At 38.4% G+C, this 24066-nt stretch carries 18 protein-coding genes, 3 rRNA genes and 1 other annotated feature; of the genes, 1 reads left to right on the top strand and 20 read right to left on the bottom strand.

The genetic code is table 11. The features are described from left to right. Positions 1–22: 22 nt before the first annotated feature. From ispF to NST49_RS02960, 5 genes are all read right to left on the bottom strand, one after another. Positions 23–520 (bottom strand): 2-C-methyl-D-erythritol 2,4-cyclodiphosphate synthase, encoded by a 498-nt coding sequence (ispF, locus tag NST49_RS02980; RefSeq protein ID WP_034537988.1) that lies wholly within the window; start codon positions 518–520, stop codon positions 23–25. A gap of 14 nt (positions 521–534) precedes the next feature. After that, positions 535–1248 carry a 2-C-methyl-D-erythritol 4-phosphate cytidylyltransferase gene (gene ispD, locus NST49_RS02975; RefSeq protein ID WP_023179625.1) on the bottom strand — a complete coding sequence of 238 codons (714 nt, stop codon included), beginning with the start codon at positions 1246–1248 and terminating at the stop codon, positions 535–537. Between the two features lie 11 nt (positions 1249–1259). After that, entirely contained in the window at positions 1260–2372 is a 1113-nt protein-coding gene (locus tag NST49_RS02970; protein WP_023179627.1) for a PIN/TRAM domain-containing protein, read from the bottom strand. 75 nt (positions 2373–2447) lie between these two features. Beyond that, a complete protein-coding gene (radA, locus tag NST49_RS02965) occupies positions 2448–3818 on the bottom strand; it encodes a DNA repair protein RadA (RefSeq protein ID WP_023179629.1) in 1371 nt (456 codons plus the stop codon). 211 nt (positions 3819–4029) lie between these two features. Continuing rightward, positions 4030–4569, bottom strand: a complete 540-nt coding sequence (locus NST49_RS02960; protein WP_251165937.1) for a dUTP diphosphatase — start codon at positions 4567–4569, stop codon at positions 4030–4032. A gap of 240 nt (positions 4570–4809) precedes the next feature. Between NST49_RS02960 and NST49_RS02955 the strand changes: the two genes are divergently transcribed. Beyond that, positions 4810–5913, top strand: a complete 1104-nt coding sequence (locus NST49_RS02955) for an ABC transporter ATP-binding protein (protein ID WP_043945832.1) — start codon at positions 4810–4812, stop codon at positions 5911–5913. A 385-nt stretch (positions 5914–6298) separates the two neighbouring features. On the opposite strand, the gene rrf is transcribed toward NST49_RS02955, so the two are convergent. The 15 genes from rrf to noc all read right to left on the bottom strand — a co-directional run bounded on the left by rrf (position 6299) and on the right by noc (position 24049). Continuing rightward, positions 6299–6414: ribosomal RNA gene (gene rrf / locus NST49_RS02950) — 5S ribosomal RNA — on the bottom strand. Positions 6415–6505: 91 nt separating this feature from the next. Beyond that, positions 6506–9426: ribosomal RNA gene (locus NST49_RS02945) — 23S ribosomal RNA — on the bottom strand. Between the two features lie 216 nt (positions 9427–9642). Beyond that, positions 9643–11204 (bottom strand): 16S ribosomal RNA (locus NST49_RS02940). Together the 16S, 23S and 5S rRNA genes form the textbook arrangement of a ribosomal RNA operon. 515 nt (positions 11205–11719) lie before the next feature. Beyond that, the gene (gene msrA, locus NST49_RS02935) at positions 11720–12256 is read right to left on the bottom strand and encodes a peptide-methionine (S)-S-oxide reductase MsrA (RefSeq protein WP_023179634.1); all 537 of its coding nucleotides are present in this window, start codon (positions 12254–12256) and stop codon (positions 11720–11722) included. Between the two features lie 80 nt (positions 12257–12336). Continuing rightward, positions 12337–13620 carry a serine--tRNA ligase gene (gene serS / locus NST49_RS02930; protein WP_023179636.1) on the bottom strand — a complete coding sequence of 428 codons (1284 nt, stop codon included), beginning with the start codon at positions 13618–13620 and terminating at the stop codon, positions 12337–12339. Positions 13621–13685: 65 nt separating this feature from the next. Next, positions 13686–13922 (bottom strand) — a binding site (T-box leader). Between the two features lie 150 nt (positions 13923–14072). After that, positions 14073–15398: a serine hydrolase gene (locus NST49_RS02925; protein WP_341046920.1), complete on the bottom strand. Its 1326-nt coding sequence runs from the start codon at positions 15396–15398 to the stop codon at positions 14073–14075. 184 nt (positions 15399–15582) lie between these two features. Further along, a complete protein-coding gene (locus tag NST49_RS02920) occupies positions 15583–16725 on the bottom strand; it encodes a sensor histidine kinase (protein ID WP_420867479.1) in 1143 nt (380 codons plus the stop codon). A gap of 28 nt (positions 16726–16753) precedes the next feature. Beyond that, positions 16754–17443 (bottom strand): response regulator transcription factor, encoded by a 690-nt coding sequence (locus tag NST49_RS02915; RefSeq protein WP_023179642.1) that lies wholly within the window; start codon positions 17441–17443, stop codon positions 16754–16756. A gap of 122 nt (positions 17444–17565) precedes the next feature. Then, entirely contained in the window at positions 17566–19047 is a 1482-nt protein-coding gene (gene guaB, locus NST49_RS02910) for an IMP dehydrogenase (RefSeq protein WP_023179644.1), read from the bottom strand. Between the two features lie 238 nt (positions 19048–19285). Beyond that, positions 19286–19972 (bottom strand): DUF1129 domain-containing protein, encoded by a 687-nt coding sequence (locus tag NST49_RS02905; RefSeq protein ID WP_034537993.1) that lies wholly within the window; start codon positions 19970–19972, stop codon positions 19286–19288. Positions 19973–20028: 56 nt separating this feature from the next. After that, complete coding sequence (gene ychF, locus NST49_RS02900) at positions 20029–21129, bottom strand: redox-regulated ATPase YchF (protein WP_023179649.1); 1101 nt, start codon at positions 21127–21129, stop codon at positions 20029–20031. A gap of 40 nt (positions 21130–21169) precedes the next feature. After that, complete coding sequence (locus tag NST49_RS02895; RefSeq protein ID WP_023179650.1) at positions 21170–21364, bottom strand: DUF951 domain-containing protein; 195 nt, start codon at positions 21362–21364, stop codon at positions 21170–21172. 18 nt (positions 21365–21382) lie between these two features. Further along, on the bottom strand, positions 21383–22273 hold the full coding sequence (locus NST49_RS02890; RefSeq protein ID WP_023179652.1) for a ParB/RepB/Spo0J family partition protein: 891 nt from the start codon (positions 22271–22273) through the stop codon (positions 21383–21385). After that, the gene (locus tag NST49_RS02885; RefSeq protein WP_023179654.1) at positions 22266–23027 is read right to left on the bottom strand and encodes a ParA family protein; all 762 of its coding nucleotides are present in this window, start codon (positions 23025–23027) and stop codon (positions 22266–22268) included. Before NST49_RS02885 ends, NST49_RS02890 begins: the two co-directional genes overlap by 8 nt. 152 nt (positions 23028–23179) lie before the next feature. Beyond that, positions 23180–24049: a nucleoid occlusion protein gene (gene noc, locus NST49_RS02880; protein ID WP_023179656.1), complete on the bottom strand. Its 870-nt coding sequence runs from the start codon at positions 24047–24049 to the stop codon at positions 23180–23182. Positions 24050–24066 lie beyond the last annotated feature (17 nt).

The following is a 24066-nucleotide window of genomic DNA, read 5'->3' as shown; positions in this document are numbered from 1 at the left end:
ACTCTAAGCTCACTTATTCTTATTAAATAGGCGAAGGGGTTCTATCTTGTTTCTCTAATAAACAAACAGCCATAGCTGCAAGGCCTTCTTTTCGACCAATAAAACCCATTGTTTCTGAAGTTGTCGCCTTTACGTTAACATGCTGGATACTAGTTTGACAATCATAAGCTATGTTTTCTTTCATTTCAGCTAAATAAGGAGCTAATTTCGGCCTTTCAGCTAAAACAGTTGCATCAATATTTCCAATCGTATAACCTTCTTGTTTTAACAAACGCCATACCTTACGTAATAACTCTCTTGAATCGACATTTTTAAATTGTTCATCTGTATCCGGAAAATGATAGCCTATATCTCCTTTGCCAGCAGCCCCTAATAAGGCATCAATAATAGCATGAAGCAACACGTCAGCATCAGAATGACCCAACAATCCATATTCATAAGGAATTGTTACTCCACCAATGATTAAGCTTCTATCCCTTACCAATTGATGAACATCATAACCTTGTCCTACGCGAATCATAAGCTAACCTCCCTTTACTTCTTTTGCTGTTTTCTATGGAGCAAAATAGCTTTTCCAGTTACCATATCTTCAGGAGTCGTTATCTTTATATTATCATAGGACCCTTCTATTACTACTATTTCTTTTTCTATTCGTTCTACTAATGAAGCATCATCTGTGCCTAAAAAATGATCTTCTTTAGCTTTTTCATGAGCTTGCAGAACTATGGAGCTTTTAAACGCTTGGGGAGTCTGTATCTGCCATAATTCACTTCTGGGCAAAGTCACCTTGACAGTCTGGTTTGGGTAAACAGCTTTAATCGTATCTTTAGCAGGTACTCCTAAAATAGCAGCCCCCATCTTTTGAACTTCTTTGTACAATCGATGAACAGCTTCCAGTTCAATAAAAGGCCTTGCACCATCATGGATCATTACGATACCCGATGTTTTATTATTCAATTTTTTCAATCCATTGTAGACGCTATGCTGTCGTTCCGTTCCGCCTATTGCTATGGTGATTTTTTTTCCACTGAACATCTGCTCTTGTCGCAATAAATCATTGATCAATTCAACTTCATCTTCTTTTACAACTAAAATGATGTGGCTGCAATACTCATCTTTTAAAAAAATATTCAATGGGTATTCAATCAACGGCTTATCTAGTAAAGGCAATAAAATTTTATTCTTAGAAGATCTCATGCGTCTCCCATGACCAGCTGCCAATAAAATCAGCTCATAGTCCTTATTCATCGCATCACTTCCTACTCTCTATCTTTAATGCCTTTTTGAGAATGAACCGGTTTTGCAAAAATCATACGTCCAGCAGCTGTTTGAAGCGCACTGGTTACGACAACTTCAATTGTTTTATTCATAAAGTGTTGTCCTTCTTCAACAACGATCATGGTTCCGTCATCTAAGTATGCTACTCCTTGACTGCGTTCTGTTCCAGCTTTAACGATCATGACCGTCATGTTTTCGCCTGGAATAACGACTGGCTTCACAGCATTAGCCAATTCGTTTATGTTTAATACCGGTACATTTTGGAACTCACTCACTTTGTTTAAGTTGTAGTCATTTGTTACCACAACACCGTCTAATAATTTAGCTAGTTTAATTAATTTGCTGTCTACTTCTGTAATGTCTTCAAAGTCTCCGTCGTACATTTCAACTTGCATGTCATTTTCTTTTTGCAATGCATTCAAGATATCTAATCCTCTACGTCCACGTACTCGTTTTAAACTATCAGAGGAATCTGCAATGTACTGCAATTCTTGTAAAACAAAATTAGGAATCAAAATCGTTCCTTCAAGAAAACCTGTTTTTGCAATATCATAGATTCTTCCATCAATAATAACGCTTGTATCTAATATTTTATATTTACGAAAAGTCTCATCTGCTCTACGCTCTAAAACTTTTCCATCTTCATCTTCCGTATTCTTTTTTACCTTCGGTTGAAAAAGCTTACGCCACTCGTCTCTACGTGTTGTTCCAACACGAAACCCTAAGTAAGCAAAACCAATAACAAGGATAAAAGGTATTACATCACTAATAACTCGAATATTCATACCAATTAGGACCACACTAATTAGCCAAGCCAGCACCAATCCTATGATCGTTCCTAAACTCCCAAATAATAAATAGGTCACACTTTGTTGACTTAAAAAAGTTTCGATTTTTTTAAAGGCTTGTTCAATGTATGTCACTGATAAAAAAGAAATAAATAAAAATATAATAGCACCAATCAGAATATTTGTGACTACATTGTTGATGTAAAGATTTTCAACCCCTGCCATATCCCAGGCAATCGGCATCAAACTTGCTCCAATACTTCCACCGATCAATATGAATATACCGGTTATAATTTTTTTTACCAAAAGTATTCCTCCTTTATAAATGGGGCTCCTGTTCTACAAAAAGAACAGGAACTTTCCCATTTTATTTTGCTTTATTTAAGAAAAAGCTTTCTTTATTGCTTCAGAAATAGTTGTCACTCCAATAATATCTACATTACTAGGGAATTCCCATCCGCCAATATTATTTTTCGGAATCATGATGCGTTTAAACCCTAGTTTAGTCGCTTCATTTACCCTTTGTTCAATTCGGCTCACACGTCTGATTTCTCCAGTCAAGCCGATTTCTCCGATAAAACAGTCGGTTTCTTTTGTTTCTTTTTCTTGGTAACTAGAAGCGACACTGATGGCGATCGCTAAGTCGATCGCAGGTTCATCTAATTTTACGCCACCTGCTGATTTTAAATAGGCATCTTGGTTTTGCAACAACAATCCTGCTCTTTTTTCCAACACCGCCATAATCAACGATACACGATTATGATCTAAGCCACTTGCTGTTCGCTTAGCATTCCCAAAAGCAGTCGGTGTGATCAAAGACTGGATTTCAGCTAAAATTGGTCGCGATCCTTCCATTGAAGCCACTACAGCAGATCCTGTAGCTCCAGATAACCGTTCCTCTAGAAACATTTCTGAAGGGTTTAACACTTCAACTAACCCACCTTCACGCATTTCAAAGATCCCAATCTCATTGGTAGAGCCAAATCGGTTTTTAACAGCTCTTAAAATACGGAAAGTATGATGCCTTTCTCCTTCAAAATACAATACGGTGTCTACCATATGTTCCAACATACGTGGACCAGCGATAGCCCCTTCTTTTGTAACATGTCCCACTATAAAAATAGCAATATTATTCGTTTTTGCAATTTTCATTAAATCAGCTGTGCTTTCTCTAACTTGAGAAACACTTCCTACTACTCCAGTGATATCTGGTTGATTCATAGTTTGAATAGAATCAATAATAACATAATCAGGTTTCAAATCTTCAATTGTTTGTCTTATAGCACCCATATCCGTTTCTGGATAAATATAAAAGTCAGCACCTTTAACACCCAATCGATTCGCCCGCATTTTAATCTGGCTAGCGCTCTCTTCACCACTTACGTATAACACTTTTCCACCTGCTAGATTCAATTGAGCTGAAACTTGCAGTAAAAGAGTCGATTTTCCGATACCTGGGTCTCCTCCGATTAGAACTAGTGAGCCTGGAACTACTCCACCGCCTAAAACACGATTCAACTCTTTTAATTCTGTTTTGACTCTGGGAACTTTAGATACGTTTATGTCTTGAATTGCTTCAGCCTTAGCCGTTTTACCTGTCATACTGACACGACTTCTACGATCATTTTTATCTGCAACGATTTCTTCTTCCATTTGGTTCCAACTGCCGCAATTTGGACAACGACCCATCCATTTAGGTGATTCATAACCACATGCTTGGCAGACAAACTTTGTTGTTTTCTTTTTTGCCACCTATTCAGCCTCACCTTCAGAGTTTTAAAAAACGATTTAGTTTTATTTTAACATAAAAGCGATTAGAATAGGCGTTGAAACCATTAAAAGCCAGTTAATTCAAACTAAGTTCACTAAAAAATCAAATTTAAATTTCTGTCATTCTTCAATTTAGTTCCAATCCGGATTTCAACTAATGAATTGAACGGTAGAGTAAGGAATAACATGAAATTTATCTTCCAGAAGAACCGAAACCACCAGAACGGACTTTTCCGCTTTCTTTATCCACATCTGCTTTCAAGAATGGCATAAAAATTCCTTGGCCAATTCGGTCACCTTTCTTCACTACATGGTCTGTTAAACCAAAATGAATAAATTGAAAATATATGTGACCTTCGTTGTTTTCATTGTTGTAGTAATCTGAATCAATAATCCCTACCCCATTCGGTAAAACCAATTGGTGTTTGATTGGATTACTTGAACGATTTGCTAATTGCAAGTATTCATCTTCTCCCATATAGGCTTTGATGCCTGTTGGTACAAGTGTGGGTTTTAGATATTTTTTATTTTGTTCTAAAAGTGAAGCTTCATTTTCTTTATGTTTTATTTCTTGAGCCATACCTTTAAACAACACTTTCCAAATTGAAGGTACGATTGTATCTTCAGCAGCTTCAAAATCATAGCCTGCTGCATGATTGGTTGCTCTTACTGGTAAGTTTATACCTTTTGTTTTATAATCTGTTACAATTTCAAATCCGCGTTTCTTTTCCATATCTTTAAATTTCCTCATTTCGCATACTATTCATTAACTCTTTGATTATAACAAAAAATGGTTCAACTAGCGATTTACTATTGAATATTCTACTCCTCTTTCCTCAATTTTTCTTTGTATGTGCAACATGCACAACTATTTACAAAAAGTTTTGTGCAGATTCCCCTTTCGTTAAAATAGCGTTTACATTATGATTGTTTTATAATAACTTAGCTATTTAAGAGAGGATAAGTGAAAAAAATGGTAGAAATCGCACTAAAAAATATTAATAAAAAATATGAAAATAATGATTTTCTTTCTGTAACAGACTTTAATTTAGATATTAAAGATAAAGAGTTTATTGTATTTGTTGGTCCCTCTGGTTGTGGGAAATCAACTACATTACGTATGGTTGCTGGACTTGAAGACATTTCAGAAGGCGAATTATACATTGGAGACAAATTAGTCAATGATGTTGCTCCAAAAGACCGCGATATTGCGATGGTTTTCCAAAACTATGCCTTATACCCTCATATGACTGTATACGATAATATGGCTTTTGGTTTAAAATTACGTAAATACAAAAAAGAAGAAATTAAACAACGTGTTGAAGAAGCTGCTGAGATTTTAGGTTTAACTGATTTCTTAAAACGTAAACCTGCTGCATTATCTGGTGGACAACGTCAACGTGTTGCATTAGGACGTGCTATCGTTCGTGATGCCAAAGTATTCTTAATGGACGAACCTTTATCAAATTTAGATGCTAAGTTACGTGTAGCTATGCGTGCAGAGATTGCAAAACTGCACCGTCGTCTAGATACAACTACTATCTATGTTACTCATGACCAAACAGAAGCGATGACTATGGCAGACCGTATTGTTATCATGAAAGATGGATTTGTTCAACAAATCGGTACTCCTAAAGAAGTTTACAATACACCAGTTAATGTCTTTGTTGCAGGATTTATTGGTTCTCCAGCAATGAATTTCTTTGATGTTACTTTAAATAATAATATTATTTCTAATGGTCAAGGATTGTCTATCAAAGTTGATGAAAGAAATGCAAAAAATCTTATATCTAAAGGTTATGATGGTAAGAAATTGATTTTCGGTATTCGTCCAGAAGATATTCATAGCGAACAAATTGTTTTAGATGCTAATCCTGATAGTATCGTTCATGCTGAAGTAGTGGTATCAGAATTACTTGGAGCTGAAACTATGCTTTATACTAAAGTTGATGGTACTGAATTTATTTCAAAAGTTGATGCTAGAGATTTCCATGAACCTGGAGAATTTATTGACCTATCCTTCAACTTAAACAAATGTCATTTCTTTGATCCAGAAACTCAAGAAGTAATTAAGTAATTTAAACCAACTTAATTTATCTAATAGATATAGTGAGATACACTCCAAAAGCTCGAACTCTTGGAGTGTATTTTTATACTTAAGAATACAACCTTACCCATTAATACTATTTAATCATTTTATTTTTCTTAGACTTAATTTCTATTTACTTACCATTGAAGAAAAATTGTTAAGTCTATCTAATACGCATAACCATTGGAATATTTAGATAAAAATTTGAACCGTTTCAGCTCTTTATTTTATCAACTTATTTTTGAATTGTTTCACGTGACACAATTCTAGATCTCTTGAAAGGCTTGGTTATTATTTTATCTATGATATTCTATTTAACATTCTTATTCGAACACAAAAAAAGACACCATCCGAAGATGATGTCTTTTTGTTTGCGTGGCAGCGTCCTACTCTCACAAAGGGAAACCCTTCACTACCATCGGCGCTAAGAAGCTTAACTGCTGTGTTCGGCATGGGAACAGGTGTGACCTTCTTGCCATCGCCACCACACAAATTTCAATCTAGAGAACGTTGTTCTCTCAAAACTGGATAAGTTAAAAGTTTGTTCTTCGTTTAGAAACCGTCGTACACCGTTTATTCTTTGGTTAAGTCCTCGACCGATTAGTATTGGTCCGCTCCATCTATCGCTAGACTTCCACTTCCAACCTATCAACCTGATCATCTCTCAGGGGTCTTACTCACTTACGTGATGGGAAATCTCATCTTGAGGGGGGCTTCACGCTTAGATGCTTTCAGCGTTTATCCCGTCCACACATAGCTACCCAGCAATGCCCTTGGCAGAACAACTGGTACACCAGAGGTGTGTCCATCCCGGTCCTCTCGTACTAAGGACAGCTCCTCTCAAATTTCCTACGCCCGCGACGGATAGGGACCGAACTGTCTCACGACGTTCTGAACCCAGCTCGCGTACCGCTTTAATGGGCGAACAGCCCAACCCTTGGGACCGACTACAGCCCCAGGATGCGATGAGCCGACATCGAGGTGCCAAACCTCCCCGTCGATGTGGACTCTTGGGGGAGATAAGCCTGTTATCCCCAGGGTAGCTTTTATCCGTTGAGCGATGGCCCTTCCATGCGGAACCACCGGATCACTAAGCCCGACTTTCGTCCCTGCTCGACTTGTAGGTCTCGCAGTCAAGCTCCCTTATGCCTTTACACTCTGCGAATGATTTCCAACCATTCTGAGGGAACCTTTGGGCGCCTCCGTTACACTTTAGGAGGCGACCGCCCCAGTCAAACTGCCCGTCAGACACTGTCTCCCAGCCCGATAAGGGCTGTGGGTTAGAGTGGTCATACAGCAAGGGTAGTATCCCACCAACGCCTCCACCAAGACTGGCGTCCTGGCTTCAATGGCTCCTACCTATCCTGTACAAGCTGTACAAACACTCAATATCAAACTGCAGTAAAGCTCCATGGGGTCTTTCCGTCCTGTCGCGGGTAACCTGCATCTTCACAGGTACTATAATTTCACCGAGTCTCTCGTTGAGACAGTGCCCAGATCGTTACGCCTTTCGTGCGGGTCGGAACTTACCCGACAAGGAATTTCGCTACCTTAGGACCGTTATAGTTACGGCCGCCGTTTACTGGGGCTTCAATTCTGAGCTTCGCCCGAGAGCTAACCCATCCTCTTAACCTTCCAGCACCGGGCAGGCGTCAGCCCCTATACGTCATCTTACGATTTTGCAGAGACCTGTGTTTTTGATAAACAGTCGCCTGGGCCTATTCACTGCGGCTGACCAATTGGTCAGCACCCCTTCTCCCGAAGTTACGGGGTCATTTTGCCGAGTTCCTTAACGAGAGTTCTCTCGCACACCTTAGGATTCTCTCCTCGACTACCTGTGTCGGTTTGCGGTACGGGCAGTTTGTTTCTAACTAGAAGCTTTTCTTGACAGTGTGACATCGGGAACTTCGGTACTTAATTTCCCTCCCCATCACAACTTGTTCTTAAAGAAGCAAGCATTTGACTCACTTCAAAACTTGTTGCTTGGACGCGCATATCCAACAGCGCGTATTCCTTAGCCTACTGTGTCCCTCCATTGTTCAAACAAAACAAACTGGTACAGGAATCTCAACCTGTTGTCCATCGTCTACGCCATTCGGCCTCGACTTAGGTCCCGACTAACCCTGGGAGGACGAGCCTTCCCCAGGAAACCTTAGTCATTCGGTGGACGGGATTCTCACCCGTCTTTCGCTACTCATACCGGCATTCTCACTTCTAAGCGCTCCACTAGTCCTCACGATCTAGCTTCAACGCCCTTAGAACGCTCTCCTACCATAGAACCAATGGTTCTATCCACAGCTTCGGTGTTATGTTTAGCCCCGGTAAATTTTCGGCGCAGGGTCACTCGACTAGTGAGCTATTACGCACTCTTTAAATGATGGCTGCTTCTGAGCCAACATCCTAGTTGTCTAAGCAACTCCACATCCTTTTCCACTTAACATAAACTTTGGGACCTTAGCTGGTGGTCTGGGCTGTTTCCCTTTCGACTACGGATCTTATCACTCGCAGTCTGACTCCCGGATATAAATCAATGGCATTCGGAGTTTATCTGAATTCGGTAACCCGAGAAGGGCCCCTAGTCCAAACAGTTGCTCTACCTCCATGATTCTAATTCCGAGGCTAGCCCTAAAGCTATTTCGGAGAGAACCAGCTATCTCCAAGTTCGATTGGAATTTCTCCGCTACCCACACCTCATCCCCGCATTTTTCAACATACGTGGGTTCGGTCCTCCAGTGCGTATTACCGCACCTTCAACCTGGACATGGGTAGATCACTTGGTTTCGGGTCTACGACCACATACTCATTCGCCCTATTCAGACTCGCTTTCGCTACGGCTCCGTCTCATCAACTTAACCTCGCATGGGATCGTAACTCGCCGGTTCATTCTACAAAAGGCACGCTATCACCCATTAACGGGCTTTAACTATTTGTAGGCACACGGTTTCAGGGGCTATTTCACTCCTCTTCCGAGGTTCTTTTCACCTTTCCCTCACGGTACTGGTTCACTATCGGTCACTAGGGAGTATTTAGCCTTGGGAGATGGTCCTCCCGGATTCCGACGGAATTTCTCGTGTTCCGCCGTACTCAGGATACTGATCAGAGTGGATGTGGTTTCGGATACAGGGCTTTTACCTTCTTCGGCAGACCTTTCCAGGTCGCTTCTCCTACCAAATCCATTTATGACTCTATGTGTTCAGTCCTACAACCCCAGAAAGCAAGCTTTCTGGTTTGGGCTATTCCCGTTTCGCTCGCCGCTACTCAGGGAATCGATTTTTCTTTCTCTTCCTGCAGGTACTTAGATGTTTCAGTTCTCTGCGTCTACCTCTACTAACCTATGTATTCAGTTAGCAGTAACATCCTATCAAAGATGCTGGGTTCCCCCATTCGGAAATCTTTGGATCAAAGCTTACTTACAGCTCCCCAAAGCATATCGGCGTTAGTCCCGTCCTTCATCGGCTCCTAGTGCCAAGGCATTCACCGTGCGCCCTTATTAACTTAACCTATGGTTAATCGTTAATGTTCAATACTCATCTTACGATGAGAACCTTAAAAAACTCATTTTTAAAACTTTTCGGTGTGTTTCTGGTTTCTTACTTGAATTACAATTTTTAACTTTATCCAGTTTTCAAAGAACAACATCTATCTATTGAGAAGATTAGACCTCTCAAAACTAAACAAAGTAAGTACGAATGTGTGGGTTTCCGTTATATTCCTTAGAAAGGAGGTGATCCAGCCGCACCTTCCGATACGGCTACCTTGTTACGACTTCACCCCAATTATCTGTCCCACCTTAGGCGGCTGGCTCCCAAAAGGGTTACCTCACCGACTTCGGGTGTTACAAACTCTCGTGGTGTGACGGGCGGTGTGTACAAGACCCGGGAACGTATTCACCGCGGCGTGCTGATCCGCGATTACTAGCGATTCCGGCTTCATGCAGGCGAGTTGCAGCCTGCAATCCGAACTGAGAATGGCTTTAAGAGATTAGCTTGGCCTCGCGACCTTGCGACTCGTTGTACCATCCATTGTAGCACGTGTGTAGCCCAGGTCATAAGGGGCATGATGATTTGACGTCATCCCCACCTTCCTCCGGTTTATCACCGGCAGTCTCACTAGAGTGCCCAACTGAATGCTGGCAACTAATAATAGGGGTTGCGCTCGTTGCGGGACTTAACCCAACATCTCACGACACGAGCTGACGACAACCATGCACCACCTGTCACTTTGTCCCCGAAGGGAAAGCTCTATCTCTAGAGTGGTCAAAGGATGTCAAGACCTGGTAAGGTTCTTCGCGTTGCTTCGAATTAAACCACATGCTCCACCGCTTGTGCGGGTCCCCGTCAATTCCTTTGAGTTTCAACCTTGCGGTCGTACTCCCCAGGCGGAGTGCTTAATGCGTTAGCTGCAGCACTGAAGGGCGGAAACCCTCCAACACTTAGCACTCATCGTTTACGGCGTGGACTACCAGGGTATCTAATCCTGTTTGCTCCCCACGCTTTCGAGCCTCAGCGTCAGTTACAGACCAGAGAGTCGCCTTCGCCACTGGTGTTCCTCCACATATCTACGCATTTCACCGCTACACGTGGAATTCCACTCTCCTCTTCTGCACTCAAGTTCTCCAGTTTCCAATGACCCTCCCCGGTTGAGCCGGGGGCTTTCACATCAGACTTAAAGAACCGCCTGCGCTCGCTTTACGCCCAATAAATCCGGACAACGCTTGCCACCTACGTATTACCGCGGCTGCTGGCACGTAGTTAGCCGTGGCTTTCTGGTTAGATACCGTCAGGGGATGAGCAGTTACTCTCATCCTTGTTCTTCTCTAACAACAGAGTTTTACGATCCGAAAACCTTCTTCACTCACGCGGCATTGCTCCGTCAGACTTTCGTCCATTGCGGAAGATTCCCTACTGCTGCCTCCCGTAGGAGTCTGGGCCGTGTCTCAGTCCCAGTGTGGCCGATCACCCTCTCAGGTCGGCTACGTATCATCGCCTTGGTGAGCCATTACCTCACCAACTAGCTAATACGCCGCGGGTCCATCCATAAGCGGTAGCCGAAGCCACCTTTTTTCCATCTGTCAGGAGACAATTGGAAATATGCGGTATTAGCATCCGTTTCCGGATGTTATCCCCCTCTTATGGGCAGGTTACCCACGTGTTACTCACCCGTCCGCCACTCTTTTGTCTCGGTGGGTGCAAGCACCCGGTGAAACAAAAGCGTTCGACTTGCATGTATTAGGCATGCCGCCAGCGTTCGTCCTGAGCCAGGATCAAACTCTCATATAAAATGATGCTTGAAGCTCATTATTGATTGCTAGCGAATAATTATTCACTATATTTGTTACTGTTGACTCAGCACTGCTGAGTCACCCTCACATTTGGTTCGTCTTACTTTGTTTAGTTTTCAAAGGTCTAAAGTTGAATGTTTCGTTTGTGACAACTTACTAATAATATCATGTTCGATATCACTTGTCAACAACTTTTCAAATTTTCTTTTTCGCTGTGTCGGTTTGTTTCAACCTGTCTCAGCGACGTATATAAATATACCAAGGTTTTGGCGTTTCGTCAATCATTTTTGATAAATAAAATAAACAAATTTTTAAAACTGAACATTTTTTTAAAAAAATGTTCAAAATCATGTTTAACCTTTAAAAAACCGAACTTTATTCTAAAATTCTAACTTTTAGTTAAATAATCATTATGCAGTATAATGTTTTTTTATGAATAAAAGCCTATATTTTATATTTTAAAAAAGAGATTCTCCATTATTACTGTGGAGAATCTCTTTTTTTAATTATTATTTAGTTATTTGCCCAATTTGATTCAATAAAGCCTGCTCTTCCAGAACCTTGTCTGTACCTTGCATAATGAGCAGCATTCTTTTTATAGAACCCTTGGTGATATTCTTCTGCTGGATAAAAAGGTTCTGCAGGTTGAATTTCCGTTACCACGGGTTGTTTAAACCGACCACTATTTTGTAATGCTTCTTTAGAAGCTTCTGCTATTTGTCTTTGCTCTTCACTATGATAGAAAATCACAGGACGATACGATGAACCTCTATCAGCAAACTGTCCTCCGGCATCGGTTGGATCTGTTTGTTGCCAGTAAACTTCTACTAAATCTTTATAGCTAAATTTTTCAGGATCAAACGTAATCTGAACAGCTTCTGTATGGCCTGTTGTTTCAGTGCATACTTCTTCATAAGTTGGGTTAACCGTGTGACCTCCTGTATAACCTGAAACGACCGATTCGATACCTGGCTGTGTTTCAAAAGGTTTTACCATGCACCAAAAACAACCTCCGGCAAATGTTGCTTTTTCAAATTTTTGTTCACTCACTATCGATTCCCCCTTATTTTCTTACTTATTAAAGTATAGCACTCAAACTTAATAGTTAACATTAATCTGTTTGCGTCTTTTTAATTTTGTTTACGAATCTCTGTTACGCCACCCATATAAGGTATTAATACATCCGGTATTTTTACAGATCCATCCGCTTGTTGGCAATTTTCTAAAATAGCTGCTATTGTTCTTCCAACCGCTAATCCAGAACCATTCAAGGTATGAACGTATTCTAATTTGCCACTTTCTTCATTACGGTAACGGATTTTTGCTCTTCTTGCTTGAAATGCTTCAGTATTTGAACAAGAGCTGATTTCACGATATGTTTCTTGAGCAGGAATCCATACTTCCAAATCATACGTTTTTGCTGCTGAGAAGCCCATATCACCGGTACATAATGCCAAAACACGATAAGGCAAATCTAATTTTTGCAATACTGCTTCAGCATTGTTTGTCATTTTTTCTAATTCATCATAAGACGTTTCTGGTTTGCTGAATTTAACCATCTCAACTTTGTTGAATTGGTGCAAACGGATCAAACCTCGCGTATCTCTTCCTGCACTTCCGGCTTCTGATCTGAATGAAGGACTTAGGGCCGTAAAGTAGACAGGTAATTGTTCTTCTTTTAAAATTTCATTGCGGTAATAGTTTGTTAAGGGAACTTCAGCTGTTGGTATCAATGTTAAATCGGTTCCTTCAATTTGGAAAACATCTTCTTTAAACTTCGGAAATTGTCCTGTACCAAACATTGAATCGCTATTAACTAAATAAGGTGTCATCATTTCAGTATAACCGTGTTCTTCTGTATGCAAGTTCAACATAAAGTTGTATACTGCACGTTCTAATCTTGCCCCTAATCCTTTATAGTAAACAAAACGACTTCCAGATACTTTTGCTCCTCGTTCAAAATCTAAAATATCCAACTCTTCTGCAATCTCCCAGTGAGCTTTAGCTTCGAAGTCCATTTTAACAGGTTTACCCCATTTACGAACTTCAACATTGTCTGCTTCATCCGCACCTACTGGAACAGATTCATGTGGTAAATTAGGCAATCCAGTTGCAATTGTTTCAATTTTTTCATCAATTTGCGCTAATTGTTCGTCTAAAGCTTTTATCTTTTCTCCAACTTCACGCATTTCTTTTATTTTTTCGTCTGCATTTTCTTTATTTCGTTTCAACGTTGCAATCGCACCAGATACTTCGTTACGGTAACTCTTTAATTCTTCTGTTGTTACAATTAATGAACGTCTTTCTTTATCCAAACTAATGAAGTCTTCTAATACCTCGCCTTTAACCCCACGTGTTTCTAATTTTTTAGCAATAACATCAAAATCTGTTCTTAACTGTTTAATGTCTAACATTTTTATCATCCTTTCTGACTCTCTTTTTTATTAAATTGGACAAAAAAAGCCATTCCATCCCTATAATATGGGACGAAATGGCCTCAATGTTCGCGGTACCACCCAACTTTAGAAGATTGCCTTAGAATCTTCTACACTTTACATCAGATAACGGTCTGGATCCGAAACAATTTTATCACAAGTAGTGAGTTCATTGCTTACTTCATGCGATGGATTCAAAAGATTAAACCATCAGTTTTCACCAACCACTGACTCTCTTTGGGTATTTAATACAATTTACTATCTCGCATTACTAACGTTCGTGTTCATTCAATTAATATGCTTACATTCTACCCAATCCATTCCTTTAAGTCAATAAAAAAAAGGCTGGAAATCATTCCAGCCTCTCGTAACATAAAGTCTTTAGTTTTGTATCTTGAACAGTCGTATATGTCGCATGTATCGAGCTGCGATTAAAATAAGTTGCTTATGAAATCTTTCACCCAGCGCCCACCTAAAACAAATACATTCGCTTTTTCTATAGTTGAAGCAGCTACAACGGTAACTTCTTCGCCTTCTTCTCCATTAACATATCCTAGCTCGTCACCTTCGCTGATGACTTGTGCCGTTCCTACTTCAGTTCCTTTTTCAATTGGGGCTGTTAAATGATCTGATTCATTTAATAAATCTTTTTGCAATTGAATAGTTACAGTAGTATTTTTGATGTCTGTATTTTTAGGAACTAGAAGAGATACATCTGATTTCACAGCTAACTCAATCATATCTTCTTTTCCATCGTCTACAGCTACCGGATCTATGTTTTCAATTACTTGGTTTTCTTCAAAAGCTGGAACCATTTCCCAGTTTTCAAAAGCCCAGTCCATCATTTTGTCTGTCTCAACAAACCGTTTGCTCTCGTCTTCTTGTCCGTTCGTTGCATTCATTACGATTGTAATAATACGCATGCCTTCTTCTTCAGCTGTTCCGGTCATTGAAGCCCCAGCAAAATCAGTCGTTCCGGTTTTTAATCCGTCAACATTTTCGCGTTCGAAAATTAGACCTGGCAACATCCAGTTAAAGTTGGTCATCTTAATTTCATCAGATGTACCTTCTCTAAATTTTTGCTCGCTAATACTAGATGTTTTTAGCACATCAGGGAAATCAATTAACAAACGTTGAGCAACTATCGCCATTTCTCTTGCTGTCATTGTATTTTCACTATCTTCGGTACTGCCTGGATATATATTTCCGTACAAATCAGAATTAGATAACCCTGTCGAATTATACAATTCGTAATTTGTAATGCCCCATGTTTCAACTTTTTCACGCATCATATCAACAAATGTTTTTTCATCTCCAGCAATATGTTCTGCCAAAGCAATAGTCGCTCCATTTGCTGAATAAATAGCCATTGCTTGGTATAGTTCCTCTACTGAATAGGTTTCATCTACCCTTAAAGGGACATTTGACAGTTCATAATTTTGACTAATTTTATGAGCGTATTCACTAATAGAAATTTGGTCATCCCATGCTAAATCGCCATTTTCAATTGCTTCCAATAAAATATATTCAGTGATCATCTTAGTCATTGAAGCAATACCTAATTTTTCGTCCCCATTTTGGTTCAATAAAACTTTTCCAGTTGTGGGTTCAATAATAAATGCCGCGGCTGCTTCTATAGTTGGTTGTTCTATTGCTGCTGCCTCTGCAGTGATTGGTCTAATAAAATTTAGTGGAGAAAATGTTCCTAATACTAGCGTTGTAGCAAATACAGCACTAATTCTTTTTATGTTTTTCATTTTTTTATTGTCTCCTCAGTCAGTTTAAATTTAATTTAATTTTTTCAAGTTATTAAGTAGTCGATTACTACACACTTTTTCTATGTTAGCGAAATAAAGCAAAAAAAACAACCCTCTTTTGTTTAAAACTAATACAAGACGGTTGTTTTATTAAACATCTAGTTAAAGCCACCTATTTCATTAGTTATTCTACAGCTAATTGCTTTAAAGGCAAGTGCATGACAAAACGCGTTAAGCGATCATCAGAAGAGGCATAAATATACCCACCATGAAGAGCTACAATACTTTGAGCAATGGCTAATCCTAAGCCTGTGCCGCCTGTTTCTTGTGAACGCGATTCTTCTACACGGTAGAAGCGGTCAAATAATTGATTCAAGGATTTTTCCGGAATTGGTGCTCCATCATTATTAACTGAAATAATGGCTTCTTTTCCAGTTTTTTGAACCTCAATATATACTTTTTTGCCGCCTTTCCCATATTTTAAAGCATTTGAAATCAAGTTATTGAACACACGAACTAACTTTTCAGTATCAGCTTCCATCTGGACAGTCTCATAAGAAGTGATAACTTCTATTTCCATATGTCTTTTTTCAGCTTCTAGTTCAAAATCAGCTACTAACTGCTCTAATAGTTGGACCATATCAAATTGGGTTAAATTTAAAGGCGTCGTTGTTTGCCTTACTTTTGTATATTCAAATAGATCTTCTACCAAAACTTTCATCTGCTTAGCTTTAGTATACGCCGTATGCGTGTATTTCAGTAATTCTTCTTCATTTTGGTAACGCCTTTCTTCAATCAGTCCTAGATAACCAATAATAGACGTTAACGGTGTTCTGATATCGTGACTTACATTCGTGATCAACTCATCTTTAGACTGCTCGATTCGTCGTTCTTCTTCCATCGCTTGCACTGTACTATCTACCAAAACATGGATACTATCTACTACTTTTTCCATATCATCACCAAAAACAGTAGTGATCCGATGTTCATAATGACCTTCTGCAATATAGTGTAATTCACTAATGATATGGTTCAACTGCATTTGCTTGTAGCGTCTTTTCAATCTCCAATAGATAGTAGCTATAGCTATAATGGTTAAAAAAATTATAAAAAATGGTGTGACCGAAATAATTTGATTTCCGCGAATGCTAATGATTGCATCCCCAAAAATCCAATATTCTCGAATCATTGCAGGAGCATCCATAAGCATACGATTAAAAATAACAAAAGCCGCGTAGTACAAGATCAAGATCAATCCAATGGTAATAAAACCTTCAATGACCAACTTGCTTTTTTCTTTTCTTGTCAATTTCAACTGACCAGTCAACTCCTATTTTCATTGTTTCTATACAATATTATCGTTCGCCTATTTTGTACCCTACTCCCCAAACGGTTTGGATCACTTTTTCTCCGCCTGTTGCTTCTTCGATCTTATCTCTTAAATGACTCACATGAACCATCACTGTTTTAGCTGAAACAAGACTTTCTTGTTGCCATACTCGTTCAAATATTTCATCTGCACTAAATACACGATTCGGATGGCTGGCTAACAAATATAAAATACCAAATTCTAAAGCTGTCAATTGAATAAACTCACCATTGATTGTTCGAACTTCATGGGATTCTTTTTCAATCAATAATGGTCCAACTTCAAGTTTATTGGGTTCTTCCATATTAGTCGTATAATTGCTTCGACGTAATAAAGATTTGATTCTAGCCATCACTTCTAGCGGATTAAACGGTTTAGCCACATAATCATCTGCGCCTGTCACTAAACCTTTTATTTTATCGATATCTGTCGTTTTAGCACTTAGCATAAGGATGGGCAGTTGCAATTCTTTACGGACTTCTTTCAAAACTTGGTTTCCATCCATATTAGGCATCATGACATCTAGTACCATTAAATCAATATTTTTAATCGTTTTGATTTTTGTTAATGCTTCTTTTCCATTATAAGCTTTTTCTACTTCATATCCTTCATTTTGAATATAGATACTTAAGAGTTCAACAATTTCTTTATCGTCATCCACTACTAAAATTTTCATTTTATTTCCCTCATTTAGACGTATTTTTTCGATTTTACTTATCATATCAGAAAATAATAAAGAATTTGTTAAAAAGAAGCTCAATAAAGATCATTGTGACCTTTATTGAGCTTCTTTTTATTTTATTGAACAGAATAGTTTGGTGCTTCATTTGTAATTTGTACATCATGCGGGTGAGACTCACGTAATCCTGCACCACTCATTTGAACAAATTGCGTTTCTTCACGTAGTTGTTCTAGGTTTGCTGCTCCAACATATCCCATACCTGAGCGCAATCCGCCAAGCATTTGGAAGACGATATCTGATACTGCACCTTTATAAGCAACACGACCTTCAATACCTTCTGGAACTAGTTTGTTTGCTTCATTTACAGTACCTTGGAAGTAACGATCGCTTGAACCTTTTTCCATAGCAGCTAAACTTCCCATTCCACGATAAGTTTTAAAACGGCGGCCTTGGAAAATTTCGAATTCTCCTGGAGATTCATCTGTTCCAGCTAACATACTTCCTAGCATAACAGCATGGCCTCCAGCTGCTAATGCTTTTACGATATCTCCTGAATACTTGATCCCACCATCTGCAATGATAGAACGACCGTATTCACGTGCTATTTCTGCTGCATCATAGATAGCCGTGATCTGAGGTACACCGACACCAGCAACGACACGTGTTGTACAAATTGATCCTGGACCAATTCCTACTTTTACTACATCCACACCCACATCATATAATGCACGAGTAGCTGCACCTGTTGCTACGTTTCCAGCAATTAATGTAGCTTTAGGGAATTTTTCGCGAATTTCTTTTATCTTACGTATCACACCTGCACTATGTCCATGAGCTGTATCTATAACAATTGCATCAGCTCCTGAATCAATCAAAGCTTGAGCGCGGTCAAATGTATCATTTGTAACTCCAACTGCTGCTGCAACCAACAAACGACCATGAGAATCTTTTGCTGCATTAGGAAACTCAAGAATCTTTTCGATATCTTTAATCGTGATCAATCCGCTTAGGCGTCCATCTTGATCAACAATCGGCAATTTTTCAATTTTATGCTGTTGTAAAATATGTTCTGCTTCTTTCAAAGATGTCCCTGTTGGAGCAGTAACTAAGCTTTCTTTCGTCATTACTTCATCGATTTGAATTGAGTAATCTGCTACAAAACGCAAGTCACGGTTTGTTAAAATCCCAACTAACGTACGTTCTTCCATACTATTCACGATAGGAACACCGCTAATACGGTAACGACTCATCAATTGTTCAGCTTCTGAGACAGAATGTGTAGGCGTTAAAAAGAACGGATCAAGTATAACGCCACTTTCAGAACGCTTTACTTTTCTCACTTCATCTGCTTGTTGTTGTATGGTCATATTTTTATGGATAACACCTAATCCACCTTGGCGAGCCATTGCAATTGCCATTCTTGAATCCGTAACGGTATCCATACTAGCACTCATTATTGGAACATTTAACTTAATATTTTTAGCTAATTGAACACTTAAATCCACTTCATTTGGTAAAACATGGCTTTCAGCAGGTACCAACAATACATCATCAAAAGTAAAACCTTTTTTTGCAAATTTTGTTTCCCAATTAGACATTACAACCATCCGCTCCCTTTTTATACCGATTGATTTGATCAATAATTTTATCTACAAAATTAACAGAGATAGCCTGCTTAGTCAAGAGCATAGGGCTAAATTAACTCTTTATATCTTTATTTCCTTACTATTTTGTCACTTAAAGCGTTTTTTATGAAAAAAAAATGAGAGAACCTTCAATTAACAACATCAGTTGTAGTCCATTGAAAGTTCTTCTCATTTAATTGCTTTAAATTCTTTAGAATAATCCGCCTCGTATATTTAATTTACGTTTTGCAAAGTATTTCGCGACAAAGGCTAAAATACCCACTATTATATTGCCAACAGCATTTAGTGGAATATTAATAAATGATGGAACAACCATCATAGATCCAGTCATCACTACCATTAAAGATAGCATTCCAATCGTTGAAATCAGGATGTAACGGAACATGCCGCCTTTTTTAGGATTTTTTCTGTCCGGCATATTTTTAGAGATCCATAGAATAACTAATCCCCCAACGATAAAGTTCAATAAAGTTGTGATGATGCCTAGCGTTGATGAACCTTCTACGTTGTTGAATAGACCAGAAAGCCCCGTGATAAGAGAGAACAATCCACCGATCATTAATCCACCGTCTAAAGCGATTTTCCAATTCTCAGATGGTCCTTCTTGAGAAGGCTCAGGTTTAGCCACTAACTGATTCGCACATTCAGTAACCGTTCCATACAATTGACGAGCTGTTTCTCCTGATTTTTGACGCTCCACTAGATTGTGAAGCATATCATTAAACACTTCTTCTTTTTTAGCTTCAGATACATTTCTTTCCACTAGAGCTTTATTTAAACTCATCATGTATTGTTCATTTCTTTTTGTTAATTTTTTAAACAACTCACTGTTTTCTTCTTTTTTTGTTTTAATTATGCTTCCTTGTGTTTCTTCCACAGGTGAAATGCCCCTTTCAAATCCTTGATTTAAACTTATTTAGTCATTGATGATAGTTACACATTAAATCTAAATAACATGATATCCCCATCTTTAACCACATACTCTTTACCTTCAGAGCGCATACGACCTGCTTCTTTTGCAGCATGTTCGCTTTCATATTTGTCAAAATCTTCATAAGAAATCGTTTCTGCCCGAATAAATCCACGTTCGAAATCACTATGGATGATTCCAGCCGTTTGTGGAGCTTTCATTCCTTTTTTAAAGGTCCATGCACGAACTTCTTGAACACCTGCTGTAAAGTAAGTGCCTAATCCTAAAAGATTGTATGCTGAACGAATCAACTTATCTAAACCTGATTCTTCAATTCCTAATTCTTCCAAAAATAGTTCTTTTTCTTCATCTTCAAGTTCTGCAATTTCTTCTTCAATTCTTGCACAAATAACATTTACTTCTGCATTTTCTTCTGCGGCAAATTTACGTACTTGATTGACAAGTTCATCATTTTCAGTATCTGCAACTTGGTCTTCAGAAACATTTGCTACATACAAAACAGGTTTTGTTGTTAGCAAGAATAAACTTTTCACGGTTTTTTCTTCGTCTTCTGTAAATTCGATTGAACGAGCTGATTTTCCAGCTTCTAAAACGGGTTTGATTTTATCCAATACAGCTAATTCTGCAACAGCTTCTTTATCTTTTGTACGTGCAACTTTTGATACACGAGTATAGCGTTTTTCAACTGACTCTAAATCAGCCAAAACCAATTCTAAATTGATGGTTTCGATATCTGAGATTGGGTCAACTTTTCCTTCAACGTGAATAATATTGTCATCTTCAAAACAACGCACAACATGACAAATTGCATCTACTTGGCGAATATTAGCCAAAAACTTGTTTCCAAGACCTTCACCTTTACTTGCTCCTTTTACAATTCCAGCAATATCTGTAAATTCAAAAGTCGTTGGAACGGTCTTCTTTGGAGAAACTAATTCTGTTAAACGAGTTAAACGGTAATCAGGAACTTCTACAACTCCTACATTTGGATCAATGGTTGCAAATGGATAGTTAGCAGCTTCTGCTCCTGCTTTTGTAATGGCGTTAAATAATGTTGATTTACCTACATTAGGTAAACCTACGATTCCGGCTGTTAATGGCATGATTAAATTCACTCTTCCTTTTTAATAGTTTCTTTTTTAATTATTTTTCTGCTATCTCTAAAACTTTTTTCATTTTCTTTTCAAAATCTCTTCTTGGCATCATGACCATATGGCCACATTTTGTACACTTAACTCGAATATCCATACCCATTCTAATGATTTGCCAACGATTTTCCCCACAAGGATGAGGTTTCTTCATTTCAACAATATCATTCAAAGCATAATTTTTTTCCATCATCATTCTCCCTAAGCGTTATTCATCATCAAATTGAATCTCAAGAATATCTAAGATGCGCGTTAAATCTTCTGTAGAAAGATATTCAATTTCAATTTTCCCTTTTTGATTCTTTTCGTTAATAGACACACTTGTTCCAAATTTATCCATTAACCGTTCTTCACTCTCACGAATATAATAAGGTTTTTTGTTATTTTTTGTAAGCTGTTCTGCTTCTTCCTTAGGTTGATTCATCTTAGTCACTAATTGTTCCAACTGACGAACTGTTAAGTGTTCTCTGACTACTCGTTTAGCTAATTTAGAAATTTGTTTTTTTTCTTTCAATCCTAACAAAGTTCTTGCTTGCCCCATTGAGATATCCTCATTTTGAAGCATTTCTTTGACAGCATCTGGTAAACCTAACAAACGTAAATAGTTCGCAATATAAGGGCGACTTTTTCCTAAACGTGTAGCCACTTCTTCTTGCGTTAATTTCAATTTTTTCATCATCATTTCGTAAGCTTCTGCTTCTTCTAATGATGTTAGATCTTCTCGTTGGAGATTTTCTAAAACAGCAACTTCCATCATCTTCTCTTCATCAAATTCACGAATAATAGCGGGGATCGTTTCTTTTCCGGCCAATTTAGATGCTCTGAAACGGCGTTCTCCAGCTATAATCTCATATCCTTTGATTTTTGACTCACGAAGAATAATAGGTTGAAAAACTCCCGATATTCTAATGGATTCTGCTAGCTCATTTAAAGCCGTTTCATCAAATGTTTTTCTCGGTTGGTAAGGATTAGGTCTGATATCCGTTAATGGTATTTGTTGAACTTGTTCATTTGCAGCATCGATATTAGACAATTCAGCATAGTCTCCAAAAAGAGCGTCGATTCCTCTTCCTAACCCTTTGCTATTTTTGTTAGCCATTTGCCAGCACTTCCTTTGCTAATTCAAGATAAACCTCTGCTCCTCTAGAACGTGCATCGTAATCAATAATAGACAATCCATGACTTGGCGCTTCAGATAATCGAATATTCCGTGGAATGATCGTCTTATAAACTCTTTCACGGAAGTATTTTTTTACTTCATCGACTACTTCATAACCTAAATTTGTACGTGCATCTAACATTGTAAGTAAGACACCTTCAATTTTCAATTCAGGATTAAAGTGTTTTTGAACCAATCGAACGGTATTCAGCAATTGGCTCAATCCTTCTAAAGCGTAATACTCACATTGAACTGGAATCAAAATAGAGTCACTTGCAGTAAAAGCATTAATGGTCAAATGACCTAATGATGGCGGGCAGTCGATCAAAATATAATCATAGTCATCTCTTACTTTTTCTAAAGCTTGTTTCAATCTAGACTCTCTAGCCATTTGCGAAGTTAATTCAATTTCTGCACCCGCTAATTGGATAGTAGCTGGAACGACCCATAAGTTTTCTCTTGAAGAAGGCAGAACTACTTCCTTAACTAGTGTTTCGTTGACTAGAATATCGTAAATATCTTTTTCAACATCTGACTTTCGTACACCTAAACCACTTGTTGCATTTCCTTGTGCATCAATATCAACCAATAAAATTTTCTTTCCAAAATAAGCTAAACAAGCACCTAAGTTGACTGTCGTAGTTGTTTTCCCAACTCCGCCTTTTTGATTTGCGACTGATATAATTCGTGCCATCCTTTTTCCTCCATCTGTCTTTAGTATCCTGTACTAATTTTCTTGACGTCCATTTACCGACAACATACAAAAAATAGGAGAAAAATTACACTATGCGTATTTTTTCTCCTACGCATTTGTTCAAAATGAATGTTTCATTTATCGCTCTTTATTTATTTATCTTTCTTGATTTCAATTGTGATTCGGTAAACATCTCCTAGATCTTCTTCTTTTGCTTCTAAAGGCATACCGGTTTCCTTAATCAAATCAACTGACTTGTTAATGGTATTTAAAGCTAAACGAAGATCTTTCGAGATTTTTCTGATACGTTTTTTAGGCTGTTCTTGAGACTTGTTCTTCTCAGCCAACTGTTGTTTTACTAAACGTTCTGTTTCTTTAACCGTTAATTTTTTTTCAACAATACTACTTAATAGGGCAATTTGTTCCTCATGCGATAGAGCTAACATACTGCGCCCATGTCGCTCAGTTATTTTTCTATTAAGTAATGCTTCTTTTAAAGGCTCCGCTAGTCTTAGCAACCTCAATTTATTTGCTATGAACGATTGGCTTTTACCAATGCGTTGCGCTAGTGCTTCTTGCGTCAATTCATTTAAAGCCATTAACCCCTGATAAGCCTCAGCTTCTTCAATAGCAGTCAATTCTTCCCTTTGCAAATTTTCAATCAACGCTACAGAAGCCGTTTCATTATCTGACATTTCTTGGACAATTGCAGGTACTTCTGTCCATGTCAATTTTTGCATTGCGCGAAAACGTCTTTCTCCTGCAATGATTTCATACTTGTCTTCTTCATATTTCCTAAGAATAATGGGTTGAATCAAACCATGAATGTGAATCGTACGAGCTAATTCATCTAATTTTTCTTCATCAAATACTTTTCTTGGCTGAAAACGATTAGGAACAATCTTTTCAACAGCAATCTGTTGAACTCGTTTTTGGTTTTTTAATTCCTCTAACAGAGTATCCTCTTCATTCTCAGTTTTCTTTTTAGCTTTTCCTGAACCAAATAAATCAGACAACGCCATTCTTTTTCTCTCCCTCA

The organism is Carnobacterium sp. FSL W8-0810, from assembly GCF_038007125.1.
In the GTDB taxonomy this organism is placed as follows: Bacteria; Bacillota; Bacilli; order Lactobacillales; family Carnobacteriaceae; genus Carnobacterium_B; species Carnobacterium_B inhibens.
This window is presented reverse-complemented; position numbering and strand designations above follow the sequence as displayed.

Bases quoted from the DNA above. Each gene is read 5' to 3' on its own strand.
- ychF (WP_023179649.1), bottom strand. From the start codon at position 21,129: ATGCCATTAACAGCCGGAATCGTAGGTTTACCTAATGTAGGTAAATCA.
- NST49_RS02915 (WP_023179642.1), bottom strand. From the start codon at position 17,443: ATGAAAATTTTAGTAGTGGATGACGATAAAGAAATTGTTGAACTCTTA.
- NST49_RS02890 (WP_023179652.1), bottom strand. From the start codon at position 22,273: ATGGCTAACAAAAATAGCAAAGGGTTAGGAAGAGGAATCGACGCTCTT.
- serS (WP_023179636.1), bottom strand. From the start codon at position 13,620: ATGTTAGACATTAAACAGTTAAGAACAGATTTTGATGTTATTGCTAAA.
- guaB (WP_023179644.1), bottom strand. From the start codon at position 19,047: ATGTCTAATTGGGAAACAAAATTTGCAAAAAAAGGTTTTACTTTTGAT.
- ispD (WP_023179625.1), bottom strand. From the start codon at position 1,248: ATGAATAAGGACTATGAGCTGATTTTATTGGCAGCTGGTCATGGGAGA.
- NST49_RS02955 (WP_043945832.1), top strand. From the start codon at position 4,810: ATGGTAGAAATCGCACTAAAAAATATTAATAAAAAATATGAAAATAAT.
- NST49_RS02895 (WP_023179650.1), bottom strand. From the start codon at position 21,364: ATGGAAAAAAATTATGCTTTGAATGATATTGTTGAAATGAAGAAACCT.
- noc (WP_023179656.1), bottom strand. From the start codon at position 24,049: ATGGCGTTGTCTGATTTATTTGGTTCAGGAAAAGCTAAAAAGAAAACT.
- NST49_RS02885 (WP_023179654.1), bottom strand. From the start codon at position 23,027: ATGGCACGAATTATATCAGTCGCAAATCAAAAAGGCGGAGTTGGGAAA.
- ispF (WP_034537988.1), bottom strand. From the start codon at position 520: ATGATTCGCGTAGGACAAGGTTATGATGTTCATCAATTGGTAAGGGAT.
- NST49_RS02960 (WP_251165937.1), bottom strand. From the start codon at position 4,569: ATGGAAAAGAAACGCGGATTTGAAATTGTAACAGATTATAAAACAAAA.
- NST49_RS02925 (WP_341046920.1), bottom strand. From the start codon at position 15,398: ATGAAAAACATAAAAAGAATTAGTGCTGTATTTGCTACAACGCTAGTA.